General features: G+C 68.4%; 20 protein-coding genes. 8 read left to right on the forward strand and 12 right to left on the reverse strand.

The annotated features are described in order from the left end of the window. Positions 1 to 45: 45 nt before the first annotated feature. Positions 46 to 417, forward strand: coding sequence for a YybH family protein (locus ACWF9G_RS09005; protein WP_452514639.1), 372 nt, complete (start codon positions 46 to 48; stop codon positions 415 to 417). Between the two features lie 22 nt (positions 418 to 439). Here the strand turns inward: ACWF9G_RS09005 and ACWF9G_RS09010 are convergent, their stop codons facing one another. Beyond that, positions 440 to 781 carry an LSm family protein gene (locus ACWF9G_RS09010; RefSeq protein ID WP_189028041.1) on the reverse strand — a complete coding sequence of 114 codons (342 nt, stop codon included), beginning with the start codon at positions 779 to 781 and terminating at the stop codon, positions 440 to 442. 272 nt (positions 782 to 1,053) lie between these two features. Between ACWF9G_RS09010 and ACWF9G_RS09015 the strand changes: the two genes are divergently transcribed. Beyond that, positions 1,054 to 1,755, forward strand: coding sequence for a hypothetical protein (locus tag ACWF9G_RS09015; RefSeq protein ID WP_452514640.1), 702 nt, complete (start codon positions 1,054 to 1,056; stop codon positions 1,753 to 1,755). Here the strand turns inward: ACWF9G_RS09015 and ACWF9G_RS09020 are convergent. From ACWF9G_RS09020 to ACWF9G_RS09055, 8 genes are all read right to left on the reverse strand, one after another. Next, positions 1,745 to 2,083: a 4Fe-4S dicluster domain-containing protein gene (locus ACWF9G_RS09020; protein WP_379309136.1), complete on the reverse strand. Its 339-nt coding sequence runs from the start codon at positions 2,081 to 2,083 to the stop codon at positions 1,745 to 1,747. The two genes, ACWF9G_RS09015 and ACWF9G_RS09020, sit on opposite strands and share 11 nt — an antisense overlap. After that, on the reverse strand, positions 2,080 to 3,669 hold the full coding sequence (locus ACWF9G_RS09025) for an FAD-binding protein (protein WP_452514641.1): 1,590 nt from the start codon (positions 3,667 to 3,669) through the stop codon (positions 2,080 to 2,082). The genes ACWF9G_RS09020 and ACWF9G_RS09025 overlap by 4 nt, the downstream gene beginning before the upstream one ends. A gap of 62 nt (positions 3,670 to 3,731) precedes the next feature. After that, positions 3,732 to 4,667: a TauD/TfdA dioxygenase family protein gene (locus ACWF9G_RS09030; RefSeq protein WP_452514642.1), complete on the reverse strand. Its 936-nt coding sequence runs from the start codon at positions 4,665 to 4,667 to the stop codon at positions 3,732 to 3,734. A 105-nt stretch (positions 4,668 to 4,772) separates the two neighbouring features. Next, positions 4,773 to 6,113: an LLM class flavin-dependent oxidoreductase gene (locus tag ACWF9G_RS09035; protein ID WP_452514643.1), complete on the reverse strand. Its 1,341-nt coding sequence runs from the start codon at positions 6,111 to 6,113 to the stop codon at positions 4,773 to 4,775. 13 nt (positions 6,114 to 6,126) lie between these two features. Continuing rightward, a complete protein-coding gene (locus ACWF9G_RS09040; protein ID WP_452514644.1) occupies positions 6,127 to 7,023 on the reverse strand; it encodes an ABC transporter permease in 897 nt (298 codons plus the stop codon). Next, a complete protein-coding gene (locus tag ACWF9G_RS09045; RefSeq protein ID WP_379309141.1) occupies positions 7,016 to 7,876 on the reverse strand; it encodes an ABC transporter ATP-binding protein in 861 nt (286 codons plus the stop codon). Before ACWF9G_RS09045 ends, ACWF9G_RS09040 begins: the two co-directional genes overlap by 8 nt. Beyond that, the gene (locus ACWF9G_RS09050; protein WP_452514645.1) at positions 7,873 to 8,955 is read right to left on the reverse strand and encodes an ABC transporter substrate-binding protein; all 1,083 of its coding nucleotides are present in this window, start codon (positions 8,953 to 8,955) and stop codon (positions 7,873 to 7,875) included. The genes ACWF9G_RS09045 and ACWF9G_RS09050 overlap by 4 nt, the downstream gene beginning before the upstream one ends. A 311-nt stretch (positions 8,956 to 9,266) precedes the next feature. Then, positions 9,267 to 10,007 carry an IclR family transcriptional regulator gene (locus ACWF9G_RS09055; protein WP_452514646.1) on the reverse strand — a complete coding sequence of 247 codons (741 nt, stop codon included), beginning with the start codon at positions 10,005 to 10,007 and terminating at the stop codon, positions 9,267 to 9,269. Positions 10,008 to 10,218: 211 nt separating this feature from the next. Here ACWF9G_RS09055 and dhaK point away from each other — a divergent pair, with 211 nt between their 5' ends. From dhaK to ptsP, 3 genes are read left to right on the forward strand one after another with little or no spacing between them, the layout of a single operon-like run. Then, positions 10,219 to 11,220: a dihydroxyacetone kinase subunit DhaK gene (gene dhaK, locus ACWF9G_RS09060; protein ID WP_452514647.1), complete on the forward strand. Its 1,002-nt coding sequence runs from the start codon at positions 10,219 to 10,221 to the stop codon at positions 11,218 to 11,220. After that, entirely contained in the window at positions 11,220 to 11,840 is a 621-nt protein-coding gene (gene dhaL / locus ACWF9G_RS09065) for a dihydroxyacetone kinase subunit DhaL (protein WP_452514648.1), read from the forward strand. The genes dhaK and dhaL overlap by 1 nt, the downstream gene beginning before the upstream one ends. Then, entirely contained in the window at positions 11,837 to 14,323 is a 2,487-nt protein-coding gene (gene ptsP / locus ACWF9G_RS09070; RefSeq protein ID WP_452514649.1) for a phosphoenolpyruvate--protein phosphotransferase, read from the forward strand. The genes dhaL and ptsP overlap by 4 nt, the downstream gene beginning before the upstream one ends. Positions 14,324 to 14,439: 116 nt before the next feature. On the opposite strand, the gene ACWF9G_RS09075 is transcribed toward ptsP, so the two are convergent. Then, positions 14,440 to 14,613 (reverse strand): hypothetical protein, encoded by a 174-nt coding sequence (locus ACWF9G_RS09075; protein WP_379309154.1) that lies wholly within the window; start codon positions 14,611 to 14,613, stop codon positions 14,440 to 14,442. 182 nt (positions 14,614 to 14,795) lie between these two features. Between ACWF9G_RS09075 and ACWF9G_RS09080 the strand changes: the two genes are divergently transcribed. After that, entirely contained in the window at positions 14,796 to 15,128 is a 333-nt protein-coding gene (locus ACWF9G_RS09080; protein WP_452514650.1) for a hypothetical protein, read from the forward strand. Between the two features lie 224 nt (positions 15,129 to 15,352). Then, a complete protein-coding gene (locus ACWF9G_RS09085; protein ID WP_452514651.1) occupies positions 15,353 to 15,838 on the forward strand; it encodes a hypothetical protein in 486 nt (161 codons plus the stop codon). Positions 15,839 to 16,219: 381 nt separating this feature from the next. Here ACWF9G_RS09085 and ACWF9G_RS09090 read toward each other — a convergent pair whose 3' ends face one another. Both ACWF9G_RS09090 and ACWF9G_RS09095 read right to left on the reverse strand, forming a co-directional pair. Then, positions 16,220 to 17,113, reverse strand: coding sequence for an ADP-ribosylglycohydrolase family protein (locus tag ACWF9G_RS09090; protein WP_452514652.1), 894 nt, complete (start codon positions 17,111 to 17,113; stop codon positions 16,220 to 16,222). Positions 17,114 to 17,328: 215 nt separating this feature from the next. Next, positions 17,329 to 17,796 carry a hypothetical protein gene (locus ACWF9G_RS09095; protein ID WP_452514653.1) on the reverse strand — a complete coding sequence of 156 codons (468 nt, stop codon included), beginning with the start codon at positions 17,794 to 17,796 and terminating at the stop codon, positions 17,329 to 17,331. 412 nt (positions 17,797 to 18,208) lie between these two features. On the opposite strand from ACWF9G_RS09095, the gene ACWF9G_RS09100 reads away from it, so the two are divergent. Then, a complete protein-coding gene (locus ACWF9G_RS09100) occupies positions 18,209 to 18,682 on the forward strand; it encodes a hypothetical protein (RefSeq protein ID WP_452514654.1) in 474 nt (157 codons plus the stop codon). Positions 18,683 to 18,962 lie beyond the last annotated feature (280 nt).

Below are 18,962 nucleotides of genomic sequence, written 5' to 3' on the forward strand. Positions count from 1 at the left end.
CCCGGCGTTACCGTTGGCGCACAGCCCATGTCGAGGAGGGTGACGATGACCGACAGTGTCGACGGCGTGCGGGAACGAGCGCAGCGTCCGGAGGATCTGAGCCGGCTGGTGGTCGAACGGCTCAATGCCGGCGACGTGGAGGGCCTGGTCGAGTTGTACGAATCCGATGCGGTGCTCGCCCTGCCGCACGGGGTCGTGGCGACGGGGATCGAGGAGATCCGGGCAGCCTACGCGCGCCTGGTTGCCGACCGTCCGGTGTTCCAGCCGGGGCCCCAGGCGCCCGCTCTGCAAGCAGGCGATCTCGCACTCACCTCGTCGCGGCTGCCCGGCGGCACCGGCGCCACCGTCGAGGTGGCGCGCAGGCAGCCCGACGGTAGCTGGCGCTGGATCCTTGACCAGCCGAACGTGCTGGGCTGATCAGGCCCGCGAATCCGTTGCGTCAGTTCTGGTTCAGGCCCGTCGACAGCACGACGACGACCTTGTCCTGGGTCACTTCCCTGACCCGGACATCCATGCCGTTGGATGCCTGCGACTGCCCGACCGGCACCGTGACCTGCTGACCGCCGACGCTCAAGGTGACCACGTCACCGTCGACGGCGACCAGTTCGGCATCGATGCCGAGGACCGAGGCCTTCGCGTTCACCCCGCGATCGAAGGTGACGGTGCAGCCGCTGACGGTGCACTCGGAGGTGGTGCCGTGGCCCGTCATGGTGCAGGCGGACGCGGCGAAGGGAAGCAGGAGGGCAAACGCGGACAGCGCGATCAGCCGACGAACAGGCATGACGGTCAGTGTAGTGCGAGTCGGCCGGTCGCCGTGAAAAGCGTGGACTAGGGATCGAAGGTACAACGGATCGGTCTCGCCGTGTTGCGGGTGCCCCGTGCCGGTAATAGCGTCGCTGAGAGGTAACTGGCATCGCAGCATTGGTGCCGATCGTGTCCGGTGCGTGTCGGGGTGACTGGTCGAAGCTGTCGATGGCGGACAGATCTGCCGGTCCGGGTGGTCGCTGGAAGCGGCGGCGGAGATCGGGAGGTGGGACCATGATCGCGGGCGAGATGACTGTTGCCAGCCGCTGGTGGTGGCGACCGGGGTGGACTCCGGGACGTTCGTTCTATGACTGGCAGGTCACCCCGACCCAGCCGGTCGCCGACAAGCTGGTGGAGATCTTCGCACCCACCATCGCCCGCCTGCCCGGGCTCGAGCAGGTCGACGCGGCCCGCCTGCGCATCGGCGTGCAGGGGATCGGCTTCGTCGACGGGGTGAAGGGGGTGCACCTGGCGGCGCTGGTCGCCGGCGCCAGGGCGCGGCTGGCCGACCACGCGCCGTTCCAGATCGCGTTCGGCCCGCCGGTGGTCGCCGCCGACTCGGTCCGCCTGCCGATCGCCCTGCCCGCGGAGCTGCTGAGTGTGCGCACGGACCTGACCGGCGCGCTGACCGACGTGTGGATCCGGGAGCGGATTCCCGAATTCGGTGAGCCGCTGCGCCCGTATCTGGCACTGGCCCACGCCACCCGCCCCATGCCGGTCGAGCCGCTGCGCGCGGCGTTCGCGGAGGACGGCTTCGCCGACTTCACCCTCGACGACACGGTCTCGGCGATCAAGCTGGTCGAATTGCAGTGCGAGAGCGGGCGATACGACTTCGCCGAGGTGAGTACCGCCGACCTGCTCCGGGTGCCGGAGCCGGTCGTCGAACCCACCGTCTACGACGATCCGCTCTTCGGCGCGCTGAGGTGGCCGGAGGACGTTCTCAGGGGTTGAGCCGGGGCGGCGGTGCGCCGTGCGGTAGGCGTGGACCCACCGCGAGACGGGCGCCCGCGGTTCGGCCGTTGCCCCAGCCGAGCTTCTCGCGGTATCGGCCGATCTGCTCGGTCGGCAGCGTGGCCGTCGGTGCGAGCGGCGCGGCATCGGGAGCGACGTAGAGCGCGTCCGCCGGGCAGTAGGCCTCGCACATGAAGCAGGTCTGGCAATCGGATTGCCGTGCGATAACCGGTATTCCGGTGTCGGTGCGGTCGAAGACGTTGGTGGGGCAGGCCAGCACGCACTTGTCGCAGCCGATGCAGTCCTGTGCCCGCAGCAGTTCGATCACGACGCCACCGCCAGGCCGGAGTTGTGGGTCTGCGCCGTGCCGGTCCACGGTGTGTCGAGTCCGCCGGCGACCACATGGTGATGCTGTGCCGGGTCGGTGCCGGGATGGTCGGCGCGTTTGCTCATGCCGCGAGTCTCGGTGCGCGACAACGTCGATCGATACATCAGCCTGCCCACCGCGGTGATCGCCGCGGCCTGCCTGGCCCGCACCCGCTCGTCGCCGGTCGCCCCACCCAATTCCGCGGCTGCCGCGTTCCACAGCTCGTCCAGGCGGGCGAGCGCGGGCCGCAGCCGATCGCCGTGGCGCAGATAGTTCTTCTCGAACGGGATCAGCTCGTGCTGCGCGGCCGTCACCACCTCGGCGGCGGTCAGTGATCCGGAACCGGTGGGCCGCAACCCGACTCGGCCCGCGCCCTCGACCTCGCCGCCAGGCGACGCCGAGCGGGCATGGCGCGCGGCGCCCGCCCCGGCCCAGCTGCCCGACGACATCGCCCACGCCGCATTGTGACTTCCGCCGCCGGTGAAGCCGCCACAGATGCGCTCCCTGGTCGCCGCGTCGCCTGCCGCGAACAAGCCGGGAACCGTGGTGGCGCAGTCGTCGTCGACCACATCGAGGCCGCCGGTGCCGCGTACGGTGCCCTCGGCGAGCAGGTCGATCTCGAAACGCTGGGTGAACGGGTCGATGCCGCGCCGGTCGAACTGGAGGAAGAAGTTCGGCTGACCGAGGCGCATCTGCGCCTGCACCGTCGCGTCGGCGCGATCGAGCTGAGCGAACACCTTCTCCTGCACCAGGGTTCGCGCGATCACCGACCGGCCCCTGGTGGAGCCCGCGTCCTCCAGTACCCGTCCGTCCTCGCCGAAGAAGGTGGCGTAGCCGTAGTACGCGGTCTTGGTGATCGTGGAGCCCTTCGGCACGATCGCGTAGGCGTTGGAGAATTCCATCCCCGAGAACCTGGCGCCGACCTCCGCGGCCATCAGCGCGCCGTCGCCGGTGTCGACATTGGTGCCAAGCGCCCCGGACAGGAACGCGCAGCCACCGGAGGCCAGCACCACCGCGCCCGCGGTGATCCGGTAGTCGCGGTCGAGCTGACGCTGGTGACCCGCGGCGCCGCGCACCGCGCCCGCGTCGTCGACGAGCAGTTCCAGTGCGGGGGAGTGATCGTGGATTCGGACGCCGATCCGTTGGAGCCAGGCGCGCATCCGGCGCATGTACTCCGGCCCCTGCACACCGGTGCGCCATTGCTCGCCGGTCGCCGGGTCGACCGGGAACGGGTAGCGGCCTTCGACGGCGAGCCGGTTCATGTTCGTGTAGGTCTGGTCGAGGACGCGGTCCATCCAGTAGTGGTCGGCGAGGTGGCCGCCCAGCGCTTCGCGGGCCGCCTTGGCCGACGCGCGCGCCTCGGCTTCCGGTGCGACGTACCAGACGCCGGTGCCCGACGGTGCCGTGGCGCCACTGGTTCCGCAGTACCCCTTGTCGACCAGGATCACGTCGGCGCCGGACTCCCGGGCGTGGATCGCCGCCCAGGAGGCGGCCGGACCGCCGCCGATCACCAGGACATCCGTACTCGCGTGCCAGGTTTCGCTCATCGAATCGTTCTCCTGTCGAAAAACCGGTGCCCGGCCCGGAAGACCGGGCACCGGAGGGGTTGTCAGGCGCCGGTGAATTTCGCGCCGGCCACCGAGCTGGACGCCACACCGTCGACGCCGACCGGGATATCGCCCTCGAGGGTGGTGCGGTAGAGCACCCGGGTGACGTCGAGATGATCGAGGTCGCTCGGGGCCAGGTGGGCGGTGGCCCGGTTGTCCCAGAACGCGATGCTGCCCTTGTCCCACCGGAACCGGACGGTGTAGGCGGGGTGGGAGATCTCGTCGAAGAGCAGCTGCAGCAGGGCATCGCTCTGTGGTGGGGTCAGGCCGATGATCCGGGTGGTGAAGCCGGGATTGACGAACAGCACCCGCTCACCGGTCACCGGATGCACCCGCACCACCGGGTGCTCGGTCACCAGCGGCGAGGCCGCGATCTTGCGGGCGTAGTCGCTGTCGGCGTCCCACGGCGGGATCCGGCCACCGAAGCGGTGTTCGGCGCGCAGGCCGTCGAGGAAGGTGCGCAGCGATTCCGGCAGCCCGGCGTAGGCGGCGGCCAGATTGGTCCACTGGGTGTCGCCGCCACGCTCCGGGGCGATCTCCGCGCGCAGGATGGAGGCGGCGGGCGGGTTGATCAGCGGGGAGACATCGGTATGCCACTGGTTGGTGTAGCTGAACTTCTTGCGGCCGAATCGCTTCTCGTAGAGGCGGCTGTCGACGGCGAGGATCTCCGGGTGCTCGGTGGGCGCGTCGTCGTCGTAGGGGTGTGACGGGGTGACGGCGCCGAAGCGGCGGGAGAACGCGATCTGCTCGGCGTGGCCGATCTGCTGATCACGGAAGAACAGCACCTTGTGCCGGTGCAATGCCGCGGTGAGCTCGTCGACGTGGGCGTCGGTCAGTTCCTGGCGCAGGTCGATGCCGGTGACTTCGGCGCCGATGTGCCCGGCGACCGGGGCGATCTCCAGCGTGGTGGCGGTGCGGGGGCTTTCGATGGTGGTCATGTCGTTGGTCCTTCGGTGGAGCAGGCTGGGGCGTGGGTGGTCATCGGCCCGGACAGGCGCTGCTCACCACCCGCATGAGCTCGATGTCGAGTCGCCGGGTGTGCATCAGGCGCTCACCCGTGAATCACGCTGGGCGAACTGGCTTTCGACGGGGTCGAGCCCGTAATGACCACGCAGCGTTGTGGATTCGTAGTCGGCGCGGAACAGGCCGCGTTCCTGCAGGATCGGCACCACCCGGTCGACGAAGTCCTCGAGGCCGCCGGGCAGGTACGGCGGCATGATGTTGAAGCCGTCGGCCGCGCCCGCGTCGAACCAGGTGTGCAGCTCGTCGGCCACCTGCTCGGGGGTACCGGCGAACGTACGGTGTCCACGGCCGCCGCCCAGCTTGCCGATGAGCTGGCGCACCGTGAGATCCTCGGTTTCGGCCAGCTCCTTGACCAGCGTGAAGCGGCTCTTGCCACCCTCTATCTCGCTCTCGGCGGGCAACGGGGGCAGCGGTGCGTCCAGTGCGTGCGCGGTGAGGTCGACGCCGAGCATGGACGAGAGCTGGCGCAGCGCGTAGTCGGGCGAGATCAGGTCGGTGAACTCCTGCTCGAGCGCTCTGGCCTCCTCGACGGTGTCGGCGATGAACGGAACGAGGCCGGGCAGCACCTTGAGTTCGTGCTCGGCGCGACCGTACTTCGCCAGCCGTGCCTTGAGATCGCGGTAGAACCGGACGCCCTCTTCCACGGTGCGTTGCGCGGTGAACACCGCCTCGGCACGGTGCGCGGCGAACTCCTTGCCCGACTCCGATGACCCCGCCTGCACCAGCAGCGGCCTGCCCTGCGGTCCGCGCGGCGAATTCAGCGGCCCGCGCACCCGGAATCGCTCCCCGGCGTAGTCGAGGGTGTGCACCCGGGTGGGGTCGGCGAAGACGCCCGCCTTGGTGTCGAGCACGATCGCCTCGGATTCCCAGCTGTCCCAGAGCGCGACAGCCACGTCGACGAACTCCTCTGCCCGCTCGTAGCGACGGGCGTGCTCGGGAATCGCGTCGAGGCCGAAGTTGTAGGCCTCGTCGACACTGCCGGAAGTGACGATGTTCCACCCCGCCCTGCCCGCGCTGATGTGGTCGAGCGAGGCGAACTTGCGGGCCAGGTTGAACGGCTCGTTGTAGCTGGTCGAGGCGGTGGCGATCAGGCCGATCCGCTCGGTGGCGGTGGCGATCGCCGACAGCAGCGTCACCGGCTCGAACACCGCGAGAGTATTGCGTTCGATGCGCGGGCCGACGGCGAGGGTGTCGGCGAAGAACACCGAGTCGAGCTTGCCCCGCTCGGCGATGCGGGCCAGGTTCTGGAAATGCCGGACGTCGAGCACGCGGTGCGCGTCGGTGCGCGGGTGGCGCCAGGCGGCCTCGTGGTGGCCGACGCCCATCAGGAAGGCGTTGAGATGGAAGGTCTTGCGGGACATGGGGAACTCCTGGTCAGGCGTCGGCCGGTGAGGTGCGCCAGCGCGACAGGCGGCGTTCCAGTGCGACGAGGGCGAAGTTGAAACCGAGGCCGATCAGCGAGATGGCCACGATGCCCGCGTACATCTGCGGGATCTGGAAGTTCTGCTGGGCGGCGGTGATGAGGTAGCCGAGGCCGGCGCGGGCGCCGACCATCTCCGCGGCGATGAGCACGAGGATCGAGCCAGCCGCTGCCATCCTGATTCCGGTGAAGATGGACGGGACTGCCGCGGGCAGGATCACCTTCTGGAACAGCCTGATCGGCGAGAAGCCGAGCGACACCGCCGATTTCACCAGCAGCGGATCGACGGTGCGGACGCCGGTGATGGTGTTGAGCAGGATCGGGAAGAAGGTGGCGTAGCCGATCAGCGCGATCTTCGACGTCTCGCCGATCCCGAGAATCAGGACGAACACCGGCAGCAGCGCCAACGCGGCGGTGTTGCGGAACAGCTCGAGGACCGGATTCAGGAAATCCGACACCGGCTTGTACCAGGCGATGGCGATCCCCACCGGCACCGCGATCACCAGGGCGATGGAGAAACCGGTGACCGAGCGGGTGAGGCTGGCCGAAACATGCTCGCCCAGTTGCCCGTTGGCGGTGAGTTCGGCGAAGGCCTGCACGACCACCGAGAACGGTGGCAGGAACACCTCGTCGACCACGCCGAGGCGCGGCGCGAGTTCCCACGCGCCGAGCAGCAGTACGAAGGCGAGCAGGGGCTTGGTGATGCGCACCAGGGTGGTGGCGCTCGTGCGGGCGGCGCGGACGAGCCCGGCCGGGAGGGCCGGCCTGGGGATCGCGACGGCGCCGCGGGGCGTGGCCGGTTCGGCGGTGACCTCGCTCGGGCGGACGAGCAGGGGGACGGCGCTAGACATGGGCGGGACTCCTGTCGGTGGACGCGTCCGCGGCGGCGGCGCTGTCGTCGGTCGCGAGCTCGAGCCGCTGGGCCCGGCTCACCTCGCTCTGCAGTTCGGTCCAGATGCGGTGGCGGTAGTCGCGGAACTGTTCGCTGGAGCGGACATCGTTGTCGCCGGTGCGGTCGATGTCGATGTCGATCACGGCCTTGACCCGGCCCGGCCGGGAGGTGAGCACCGCGACGCGCTGACCGAGATACACGGCCTCGTCGATGCCGTGGGTGATGAACAGGATGGTCTTGCCGGTCGTGCGCCAGATGCGCAGCAGTTCGTCCTGCAGCGACTCCCTGGTCTGGGCGTCGAGCGCGGCGAACGGTTCGTCCATCAGCAGGACCTCCGGGTCGAAGGCCAGGCTGCGGGCGATCGCGACGCGCTGCTTCATGCCGCCGGACAGCTCGTGCGGGTAGCGGTCGCCGAACCCGGCCAGGCCGACCAGTTCCAGGTAGTGGTCGGCGATCTGCCTGCGCTCCTTGCGGGCGACACCCTTGGCTTCGAGCCCGAACTGGATATTGGCGCGGGCGGTGCGCCACGGCAGCAGCGCGTACTGCTGGAACACCACACCGCGGTCGAGGCCGGGGCCGGTGATCGGTGCGCCGTCGAGCAGGATCTGCCCCGAGCTCGGTGTGCTCAGGCCGCCGAGCAGGTCGAGCAGGGTGGACTTGCCGGAACCGCTCGGCCCGACCAGGACGAGGAATTCGCCGGCCCCGACCTCGATCGTGATGTCGTCGATCGCGGTGAACTTCTCGGCCGCGCCACGGACGGCGAACTGCTTGCCTACCCCGTGCAGCGCGAGTTTGGCTGTGGTGCTGCTCATTTCGCGGCCACCACCTCTCCGGTCGGGCCGCTGGCCGGCTGGTAGGTGCCGTTGGCGTAGGGGTTGTCCTTGTTGGTGAACAGATCGGTGGCGGCGATCTTGCCCTTGGGCAGTTCCCCGTTGCGCTCGAGCCAGTCGATCCAGATCTGGATCTCCTTGTCCGCGATCACCGCACCCGGCACCGGAATGCCGGAGCTGCGCCAGTAGTCGAGCAGTTTCAGATTCTCGTTGCGGCCGCGCTTGGTGATGATGTCGGTGAACTTGGCGATCACCTCATCGCGCGGCGTGATCTGCAGCCAGCGGGTCGCACGGGCCGTGCCCTGCACGAAATCCTTGACCGCTTCGGGGTTCTCCGCGATGAAATCCTTGCGGAAAACATAGGTGCCGTAATCGAATTCGCCGAAGATGGCGGTGTCGGTGAACAGCGGTCGCACCCCACCGCGCCCGACGGCGGTCTCGCGCCACACGCTGTTCAGCGCGCCGACGTCGATCTGACCGCTGCGCAACGCTTCCTCGGTATTGACCGGCGGCACCACGATCAGCTGGACCTGCTTGATCTCGGCCTCGGTCAGGCCCTGCCGGTGCAGCCATTCACGGGTGACGAACTCGTGGTGCGCGCCGAGGGTGTTGACGCCGACCTTCTTGCCGATCAGGTCGCGGGCGCTGGTGATCCCGGAGTCCTCGCGGACGAAGTAGCCGGTGTAGGACTTGGCGTCGGAACCGTAGGAACTCAGTACCGACTGCACGGGGGCGCCACCGGCGGCGAGCTTGACCACCGCGCCGTTGAACGCGCTGCCGAATTCGATCTGTTTGGTGGCGGCGGCCTGGATATTGGCCGGTCCGCTGGTGGTATCACCCTCCCACCGCAAGCTGATCTTGCTGAAGTAGCCGAGGTTGTCGGCGAGTTCGTAGGCGGTGACCAGGCCGGTCTGGCCCTGATAGCGCAGCACGGTCTTGCCGTCGGCGGTCGTCGGCGCCTCGGCGGCGCCGCACGCGGTGACCACCGCGAGGGCGGCGGGAGCGACGAGCGCGGCGGCGAGCGCACGCAGCGGACGTCGTCGGAAGATGGTGGACAACATGATGGGGGTTCTTTCGACGGCACGCGTGACCGCGCGGCGAGCCACACGTGGGCACGCCGCGACGATCCGCGCGAGGGGATTACCGGGGAGCGAGAAAAGGCGAATCGGCGACGGAGAATGCCGCCGCGCTGTCAGCTGCGACAGAATCCGGGAGACAGGCGCATCAGGTCCACCGTTCGGCGGCGGACGAGCGCGGGGGATTCGATCATGTCGAGACTTTCCTTACAGGTGCGACGAAGGATGCGCCGCATCGAATTACATAGTGCGCCTGCCGATATCGACCGGGCAATGGTGTTTTCGCATCGTGGAAATCATGGTGAGCCGAATCCCGTACCAGCGGCGGCGGTGTGGAAATACGGACCGATCCGCACGGCGATCTGGTGCATCGCGGGGACGACGGCCCGCACGAGATCGCGGTCGAGGCGCACCGCGCGCGCCTGCACACCCAGCGCGCCCCACACCTGCTTGTCGGGCCCGAGCACGGGGACGGCGATCGCGCGGATCGGTTCGTCGCTGTCGATCTCCTCCACCGCGAACCCGCGCCTGCGCACGGTGTCGAACAGTTCGCCGTTGCCGCGGTCGGCCCTGGCCGGTGTGTGCGCGAGCAGCGCGTGGCCGACGGCGCTGGCAGTGAGCGGTCGGCGTTCCTGCGGAATCTGGTTGTGGCAGAAGGATACCGGCGGCCTCGCGTGGAAGACGGTGAGGGCTTCCTCCGCATCGGGCACACTCAGGCTGACGGTGATCTTGATGCCGGCGGCGAGCGCGTACAGGTGCGGCGCGGCGGCATCGAGGCCGAGCCGCGACAGCGCGGGCCTGGCCAGGCAGGCCAGACCGTGCCCGATCCGGTAGCGGTCGGTGGCCGGGTCCTGCTCGAGCAGCCTGCCGCGCACCAGGGCCTGCGCGAGCCGGAAGGTGGTGCTCACCGGCAGTCCCGATCGCTGCGCCAGCTCGCTCAGCGACAGCTCAGGATCGCCCCCGTGGAAGCAGTTCAGCACATGCACCGCGCGGTCGACTGCTTGCGCGCCGGAACGCGGTGGTTCGGTGGTGGTCATGGCGACTCCCTCTCGACGGGTGCCGTGAACTATCGCCACTGTCGTGACCAGGCGCAATGCTTCCGCGCAGCGATAGCGGAATTCGGCGGCACCGGCCTGCGGAAACGGGCGTGGGCGGCGCGCCGGTCGAGGGTGCCCTTTCGAGGAATCGCTCGCGGGGTCCGCGGACCCAGGCAGAATCGATCCCACGGGCCATCTGAGGAGAGCGCAGATGAAGAAGCTGATCAATGATCCGGCGACGGTGATCCACGACGCGCTGTTCGGTCTGGCCGCGGCGCATCCGGAGCTGCGAGTCGACCTGGACAACCGGCTGGTGTTGCGCGCCGAGCCGCCGACACCGGGAAAAGTGGCGCTGCTCTCGGGCGGCGGGTCCGGGCACGAGCCGCTGCACGGTGGGTTCGTCGGCTTCGGCATGCTCGACGCCGCCTGCGCCGGTGAGGTTTTCACCTCGCCGGTGCCGGACCAGATCCTGGCAGCGACCAGCGCCGTCGACGCGGGCGCCGGGGTGCTGCACCTGGTCAAGAACTACACCGGTGACGTGATGAACTTCGAGATGGCCGCCGAACTGGCCGCCGCCGAGACCGGCGCCACGGTGCTGTCGGTGATCATCGACGACGACGTCGCCGTGCAGGACAGCCTGTACACCGCGGGCCGTCGTGGTGTCGGCGGGACCGTGGTGGTGGAGAAGATCGCGGGGGCGGCGGCCGAACAGGGCAGGCCGCTGGCGGCGGTGGCCGAGGTCGCGCGCACGGTGAACGAGCGCACCCGGAGTATGGGAATGGCACTGACCTCGTGCACCGTCCCCGCCGCGGGCAAGCCCACCTTCGCGCTCGGCGAGGACGAAATGGAGATCGGCGTCGGCATCCACGGCGAGCCGGGGCGCCGCCGCACGGCACTCGCGCCCGCGAAGGAAGTGGCCGCGATGCTGGTCGAGCCGGTCCTCGCCGATCTGCCGTTCGCCAGGGGCGACCGGGTGATCTGCTTCGTCAACGGGCTGGGTGGCACCCCGCTGCTCGAGCTGTACATCGTGTTCGGCGAGGTCGCCCGGATCCTCGCCGGACACGGCGTCGAGATCGCGCGCTCACTGGTCGGCCCCTACATCACCTCGCTGGAGATGGCCGGGTGTTCGGTGACGCTGACCAAGCTCGACGACGACCTGCTGTCGCTGTGGGACGCGCCGGTGCGCACCCCCGCCCTGCGCTGGGGAGCCTGATGACAACGATCGATGCGACGCGGTGGCTGCGTGCGTTCGCCGCGCTGATCGACGAACACGCCGACGAACTCACCGCGCTCGACGCCGCCATCGGTGACGCCGACCACGGCAGCAATATGCGGCGCGGCACCGCGGCCGTCGTCGCCGCACTCGATGACGATCCCCAGCCGACCGCGGGCGCGGTACTCAAACAGGTCGGCATGGTCCTGGTTCGTAGCGTCGGCGGCGCGAGCGGACCGCTCTACGGCACGTTCTTCCTGCGCGGTGCCACCGCGACCGGCGACGGCGAGCTCGACGGGCCGACCTTCGCCGCGGCCTTCCGGGCCGGTCTCGGCGGCGTGGTCGCCCGGGGCAAGGCCGAATTGGGCGACAAGACGATGGTCGACGCGCTCGCGCCCGCGGCCGACGCCCTCGACGAGCAGCTTGCCGCCGGAGCAGACCTGGCGGTGGCACTGGATGCCGCGCTGGCCGCGGCGACGACCGGCCGCGACGCGACCATCCCCCTCGTCGCCCGCAAAGGCCGTGCTTCCTATCTGGGGGAACGTAGTGCGGGACACCAGGATCCGGGCGCGACCAGCGTGACCTTGCTCGTCGCCGCGGCCAGGCAGGCGCTGCGGTGATCGGGATCGTCGCGGTCTCGCACAGTCACACGCTCGCACACGCGGCAGCCGCGCTGGCCGGGGAGATGCTGCGCGAGCAGCCGGTGCGGATCGAGATCGCGGCCGGGCTGGACGAGCAGACCTTCGGCACCGACGCCGTCGCCGTGTCGGAGGCCATCGCCGCCGCCGACAGCGGCGACGGGGTGCTGGTGCTGATGGATCTGGGCAGTGCGATGCTCTCGGCCGAACTCGCGCTGGAGTTGCTGGCGGGGGATCATCGGGTGCGGCTGTGCGCGGCGCCGTTCGTCGAAGGTCTGATCGCGGCCGCGGTGTCGGCGGCGGGCGGGGCCGATCTGGACGAGGTAGCGGCCGAGGCATCGAATGCACTGGTGGGCAAGCAGACTCACCTCGGTGCGGGTGCGGGTGCGGGTGCCGGGAGTGCCCCCGGGACTTCGGAGCGCGAAAAGGTACAGCGAGCCGCCGACCTCGCCCGCGAGATCGAGTGGAACGGCCGGGGGTTCGCCGTCGCCGAGTCCGGCCCGGTGTCACGGGCCGAATTCATCGTCGACAATCCGCACGGTCTGCATGCCAGGCCCGCGGCCCGGCTGGTCGGCGCGGTCCGCGGACTCGACAGTTCCGTGCTGCTGGGCAATCTCACCACCGGCGCCGGTCCCGCGCCCGCCTCGAGTCTGAGCCGGCTCGCCGCGCTGGGCGCACTGGCCGGTCATCGCCTCGAAGTCGCGGCGACCGGGGCCGACGCGGCGGAGGCCGTGGACCGGGTACTCGCCCTCGCCGCACGCCATTTCGACGAAGCACCCGGCCTCGTCGCCGAGGTCGCGCCCGTTGCGCGCGGGACCGGTCCGCTGCCCGCCTCACCCGGCATCGGAATCGGGCCGAGCTGGCAGCTCGCCGCCGCGCGGTTCGACACCACCGACCTCGACGATCCCGGACGAGCCGAGACTCCTGCAGGCGAGCGACGCAGGCTCGATGCCGCCATCAGCAGGGTGCGCGCCGAAATCGACCGGCTACGGGTCACCGCCGGGACGGAGGCGGGCATCTTCGCGGCGCATCAGGTGCTGCTGGACGACACGGAAGTGCTCGACGCCGTCCATTCCCGGATCGCCACGGGGACAGGCGCTGCCCTCGCCTGGGCCGGCGTGCTCGATGCCGGTGCGGCGGAACTGGATCGGCTGCCCGACGAGTACCAGCGAGCGCGCGCTGGTGATGTGCGGGCCGTGCGCGACCAGGTGCTGGCCGAACTGACGGGGCGTGCGACGCGGTTGGTCAGCCGCGCAGGCGTTCTCGTCGCCGCGGATCTCACCCCGGCCCAGGCCGCCGCGCTGGATCGGGCACAGGTCACCGGCATCGTGCTGGCCAACGGGAGCCCGACCGCGCACAGCACGATTCTGGTGCGCGCGCACGGGATTCCCGCAGTGGTCGGCGCGGGCCCGCGCGTGCTGGAGACCGTGGCGGGGACCACCGTCGCGCTGGACGGACAAACCGGTGCGCTGGTCATCGATCCGGACCCTGAGGTACTGGCCGAGTTCACCGAACGTGCTGTGGCGCAACAGCATCAGCGCGACGCCGCGCTCGTAGCCGCAGGCAAGCCCGCCGTCACCCGCGACCGCGTTACCGTGCACGTGGCGGCGAATGTCAGCGATCTCGCCGACGCGTCCGCGGCCGTGCGCAACGGCGCCGACCTCGCCGGGCTGGTCCGCACCGAATTGCTGTTCCTCGGCCGGGCGGACGCGCCATCGATCGACGAACAGGAACAGGCCTACCGCGCTCTGGCCGAGGCCCTCGACGGGCGCAAACTGATCCTGCGCACCCTCGACGTCGGCGGCGACAAACCGCTGCCCTACATCGAGCAGGCGCCCGAAGCGAATCCATTCCTCGGCGTGCGCGGTATCCGCCTCACCCTCGCGCGCCCCGAGCTGCTGCGCGATCAGCTGACCGCGATCGGCCGGGTCGCCGCCGACCACCCCGTCGGGGTGATGTTCCCGATGGTGACCCAGCTGTCGGAGCTCCTGGAGGCCCGCCGCATTCTGAGTGAAGTTGTCCCGCAGAACATTCCGCTGGACATCGGCATCATGGTGGAGGTCCCCGCGACCGCGGCCAAAACCGCCGCCTTCGCCGACCACGTCGACTTCCTCAGCATCGGCACCAACGACCTCACCCAATACGCCATGGCCGCCGAACGAGGCAACGAATCCCTCGGCTCCCTCGCCGACCCCCTCGACCCCGGCGTCCTGCATCTGATCGACACCGTGAGCCGGGCAGCCACGGGCCGGGCACGAGTCGCGGTCTGCGGCGAAGCGGCCGCCGACCCAGCCGCGGCCCCGGTGCTGCTCGGTCTCGGCGTCCACGAGCTCAGCGTCGGCCCGCCCTCGATCCCACTGGTGAAAGCCGCCGTCCGGGAACTGGATTCGACATCGTGCCGCGCACTCGCCACCCGCGCGCTGACCTGCTCGTCAGCCGAGGAGGTCAGAGCACTGATTCCCTGAACGACTGCCGACCTGGATGCCGTCGTGAGGAAGCGGAACTCGCTGCGCCGGCGCCTCGACCGCGCACTCGGATCGACCACCGGCAGCAACCGCTGGTGACCGGCCGCTGCTCCAGGTCAGTCGTCGTCGGAATCTTGCGGCGGGTTCGGATGCGTACCGGGGCCGGACAGCCGGACCACACCCGCATCGAGGTCGATCGCCAGCGCGGGATGGTGGCCCTGGCCATCGCTGTCACCACTGCCTTCGTTCTGCAGCTTCTTACCCGGAAACAGTTCGCCCATGATGCCCACGCCTCCACGATAGCCAAGCTCACCGGTCGGGACCTGCCCGCGAGCATTATCCACGACGCCAGCCTGCAACGGGCTCCACAGCGACAGAACTCGGCATGCCGGCCTTGACGACAATCGCCGGACGGACATCTGCCCCATCACGCATGCCGAACTTGTCGGCGTCTACTCGTAGCGTTCATGGAATGAACTGGCGACCGTGGCTGGAGCTGTGGAGCGAGGAATGGATCACCGCCAATAATCCCGGTGGCTTGGAGCCCGAGGTGGTGCGGCAGCGCTGGCTCGGCGCGGCATCGACGCCCGTCATTGTATCCAAGCTCGACAGCGAGTTGCTCGAATACGGCACGACCTCGCGCGCCGACAAGGAGGTTGCGTTTCTCGCGGGAATCCTCGCTCGGTTCCCGACCAACGAAGCGTTCGAGGCACTGCTCGATCGGTCCACGATCCCCCCAGTTGCGGACGCGCTGGCCGAAGCCATCGCAAGATTCCCGAACCGAGCGCAGCGCCTGACCGCTTGAACGCCTTGGTCCAGGAATTGATCTCGTAGTTGCGGTGCTGTGGCGCGACGGGGACGAGTTGTGTCGGTGCTGGCCCAGTCTCAAGCGCAGCGCATCGGCATGAGCGCGTACTGCAGGAGGCTGTAGGACGCTCGGCCCGTTGATCTTCCGCGGAGGATGAGTGTGCTTGTTGGCCACGGGGCGCACGTTGTCGGCCGAGTCCTGACGTTTCGTTAGAATCGCTCATGACGCCGAGGGAACTGTTCTTCCAACTGGGAGCTGATCGCCGACGACAGGTTCACCTTTCGCTATGCGAGGATGCCCTGCCGACCTGGATCGGCTTTATTCGGGGCGAGCCCGCCCCGCTTCGCTACCGCGACTCGGTTGTCGGGATGTGGCACCACGTGGATGTCGAGCTTCCGGCCGATGCCCTTCGCTCCGCTCGCGCCGGTGTGGATCTCGCGGATATCGGCAGCCGATACCTTGAGCCCATCACCGCGCTGCAAGACGACGATCTGGCATTCCCGGACTCGGTCGAGTTCGCCTATTACGCGATCTACAACTGCTTTTGCAAGTACGTCCGCGGCGACGACATCCCGGATTGGCTGATCGTCAACCAGGCCTTGTCGGTTCACGACGACAGCGAAGTGGCGTCACGCCTGGCGCGCACGATCGACGACATCGACCCAACCACGAGCGGGAACGCCGAGGATGTCGGATCGATGGGATAACGCCCTTGGTACTGGTGATCAACTCCGCGACCTGGAAGCGCAGGCGTGGTCGAGCAGCGACGGGTCGAGGGGCAAGTACGCCATGGGGTGCCGAATGACGCCTGGCCGATCAAGAGACCGATCCGCTGGTCCACCCCGCTGATGCTCCACATCCCCGACGATGTTCGGGTGGGGGCTCAGTGGTTTCACCAGCGCCTCGCGCTGGCCGTTCAGCCAGCGCGATCAACGGCATGTGCGGACGTAGCGACGGCCCCGAGATACCCCGGGGCCGTCGATCTTCAGCTACGCGGCGCAAGCCACATCCCGGACCTGCCGACATTCAGCCTAACGACAACATTGCAGCCATGTCTTGACATAAAGGGGAGCCATTGCAGCGCGCTTTCATGCGAGCGGTATGGCCGCGGTTGCCCATTCAGGTAGCAGCTCGCAGCTCGCGAACCATTCGGGCGGCACGCCCTCGAGGACGGGGCTGGCACCGAGAATGCCGCCGATGATTGCGCATGTGGTGTCACGATCACCGCCCACCGAGGCGGCTGTCCAGCACGAGTCGGCGAAATCATGGCCGTGGTGAGCCGCGACCCAGAGACAGAACGGGACGGTATCGAGCGCGGAGGTGTCGTGTCCGACTCCCAATTCCACAGCCGCAGTGACAGAATCGCGGACATCCCGGGCTTCTCTGATCTTGTCTCGGACCGGGCCAGCCGGCGTCCGGGCGGCCACCGTACCGAGAAACTGACTGCGGCGTAGCTGCGGTTGCGCCGAGAACAAGGCAGCAGCGACAGCCACCGCGACCGCACCGGCTACAGCATCGGGGTGGGCATGAGTGACTACCGCCGAAGCTGTCGCCTCATCGACGACCCGGTCAAGGTCGTCGGCGAACCACGCACCCAGCGGCGCCACTCGCATAGCGGCACCATTGCCCCACGAACCCTGCCCCTCGCGTGCCTGTTGAGCAAGTTCACGCCAGTGATAGCCCTTTTGCCGCATGAGCCGCAGGATCCGGCTTGTCCCGGGCCCGTATCGGCGATAGATGTCGTAATGCTCAGCGAAGGAACGAGCCAGCACCTCCTGATCGATTCGACCGTGGGCACTGAGCACAGCGAAAATCGAGCACGCCATCTGCGTATCGTCGGTCCACAACCACGGCCCAGGGAACAGGGTTCGCGACCGCAACGCGCCATGATTGATAGAGTCGTCGAAACACGCCCCGAACGCGTCCCCTACCGCCAAACCGCGCAAAGAGGACAGTGCCCGCGCCCGTGCATCAGGGTTCATCCAGCCAGTCTGACAGCCACTGCGACCACCGGCCCAAATCCGAGGTTGCCCGAACGCACGTAGACCACGGTCAGGATGCCGTGAGCCGCAACGGATCTAACCCGACACTGCGGACTCTGGCCGACGCTGTCAGCGCGGTATGCGGCAATACAGGATGTTCTCGAGAGCGGTCTCGGTGATGCGTTTGCGCAACGGGCAGGTGCGACTTGGGCGTGTCATTTGCGGGCGGCGATTGCGGCGTCGAGCTCCTGGACAGCTTTGTCGTACTGATTGCGGTCGAACAGGAATGGACCGAATGCGGTGTAGTTACGAGTGGTCCGGTAGGGCTGTTCGAAGCAGTCCCACACGACAAGGTCGCCGGTCAGGCTTATGCGCGTCAGCAGCGGCCAGCAGCCCAATTCCCCGCAACTGCAAGCAAGTACGAGGGTCTTCTGTCTCGTGAGGGAAGAGGACCCGTGGAAATGGTCGTTCGCTGACTCGAACCGGAAGAACAGGGGAGCGAGGCCACCGTACGCGTCACCCGCAGGCTCCATGCCAGCGCGGATTTCGAAGGTGTCGATGAGATCGGTCAGAGGGATGGTATCGATGCGGGGCATGATCCGGTGGGCGTCGGTACGTCCAGGCGGTCCCGGCCGATAATCGAACCCGATCTCGCTGATGGCTGTTAAACGCTTGCGCTGCAAGCGTTTGCGATCTCGGGCGATCGACCTGACACTCGCACGACGGCGCGCGTCGGGAGTCTGGGCCCTTCCGGGGATCATCGCCCGAGGCGCACGACGCCCTTCCCAGTTGAAAGAATCATGGCGTCAACGTACCCAGCGCTCGCCCATCCCGCAAGGTGGACGACCTCCGCTGCGCCGCCCAGACCGTCGCTCATCGGCAGATGCCGAGGACATTCGCGACCGCGCGCCCAGCGGCAGAAGAGTGTGTTCGGGTGGTGGATAGCGGCCTACTGTTGGACGGCTCGGGAAGTCCGAGGCACCCCTCGGCCTGCAGAAGGATCCAGCAGCGCGATCTGCCGCGAGATAAGCTCATCCGGCGCGGGAGACTACCGGGGAGGGTGGAAGTTCTATGATTCCAGCAATATTGGCTGCGATGGCGGGAGTCCTGGGCATCGTGATCGGTCGTTTCTGGGATTCCCACGCCGAGTCCACGAGGTGGCGTCGAGACCAGAACACTGCCAGCTACCAACGCTACGCGGAAGAGTTCCAGTCTTCATACGGGCTGATTCGTGCCATCGCTCTTGCGGACCGCGGGAGTGAGACCCTCGCCCGAGCGAAGGCCGATGGATTTCAAGCGTCTGACGCTGCGTTCATCACTGTGTGGATGCATGGGTCGGCATCGGTTGTCGAAGCTGCCACGAGAGTCGAGCACGCGATGACGGAGCTGTACGAGCAAGCACAAGAACAGACCGTGTCCATCGACGGTTGGCGGCAGATGGCCGACCCCACCCGCCGTGCGTTCGAGGGGTTTCTCCGCACGATGCGTAACGAACTGGCCCTGCCAGCTGTGTCTTCGGCTTTCTTCCGAGATCGGAGTCAACCGGCCGTGGTGGCCCCTCCTGGATGAGAGTCGATCATGGGGCGATGCACGCTCATCGGCCTGAGCGGCGTTCGGAGCCGGACATCTCGCCTCGCAGACCTCGAACGCACGGTGCGTGACAACAACGACGGAAATCTGGTGACAGATTCGCTGACCAAAGCGACCTGCCTCACGAGCTCGGGCATCGCTGGTGGTGACACACGTGGTGGTCAGCCACATCATTGAGGCGGACAACCGTATCTGCCACTTGATCAGGACGCCTGCCACCTAGAACGCGCGGGGCTACAACGCATCGGAGTGTGCTCGA

Source organism: Nocardia sp. NPDC055029 (genome assembly GCF_053608525.1).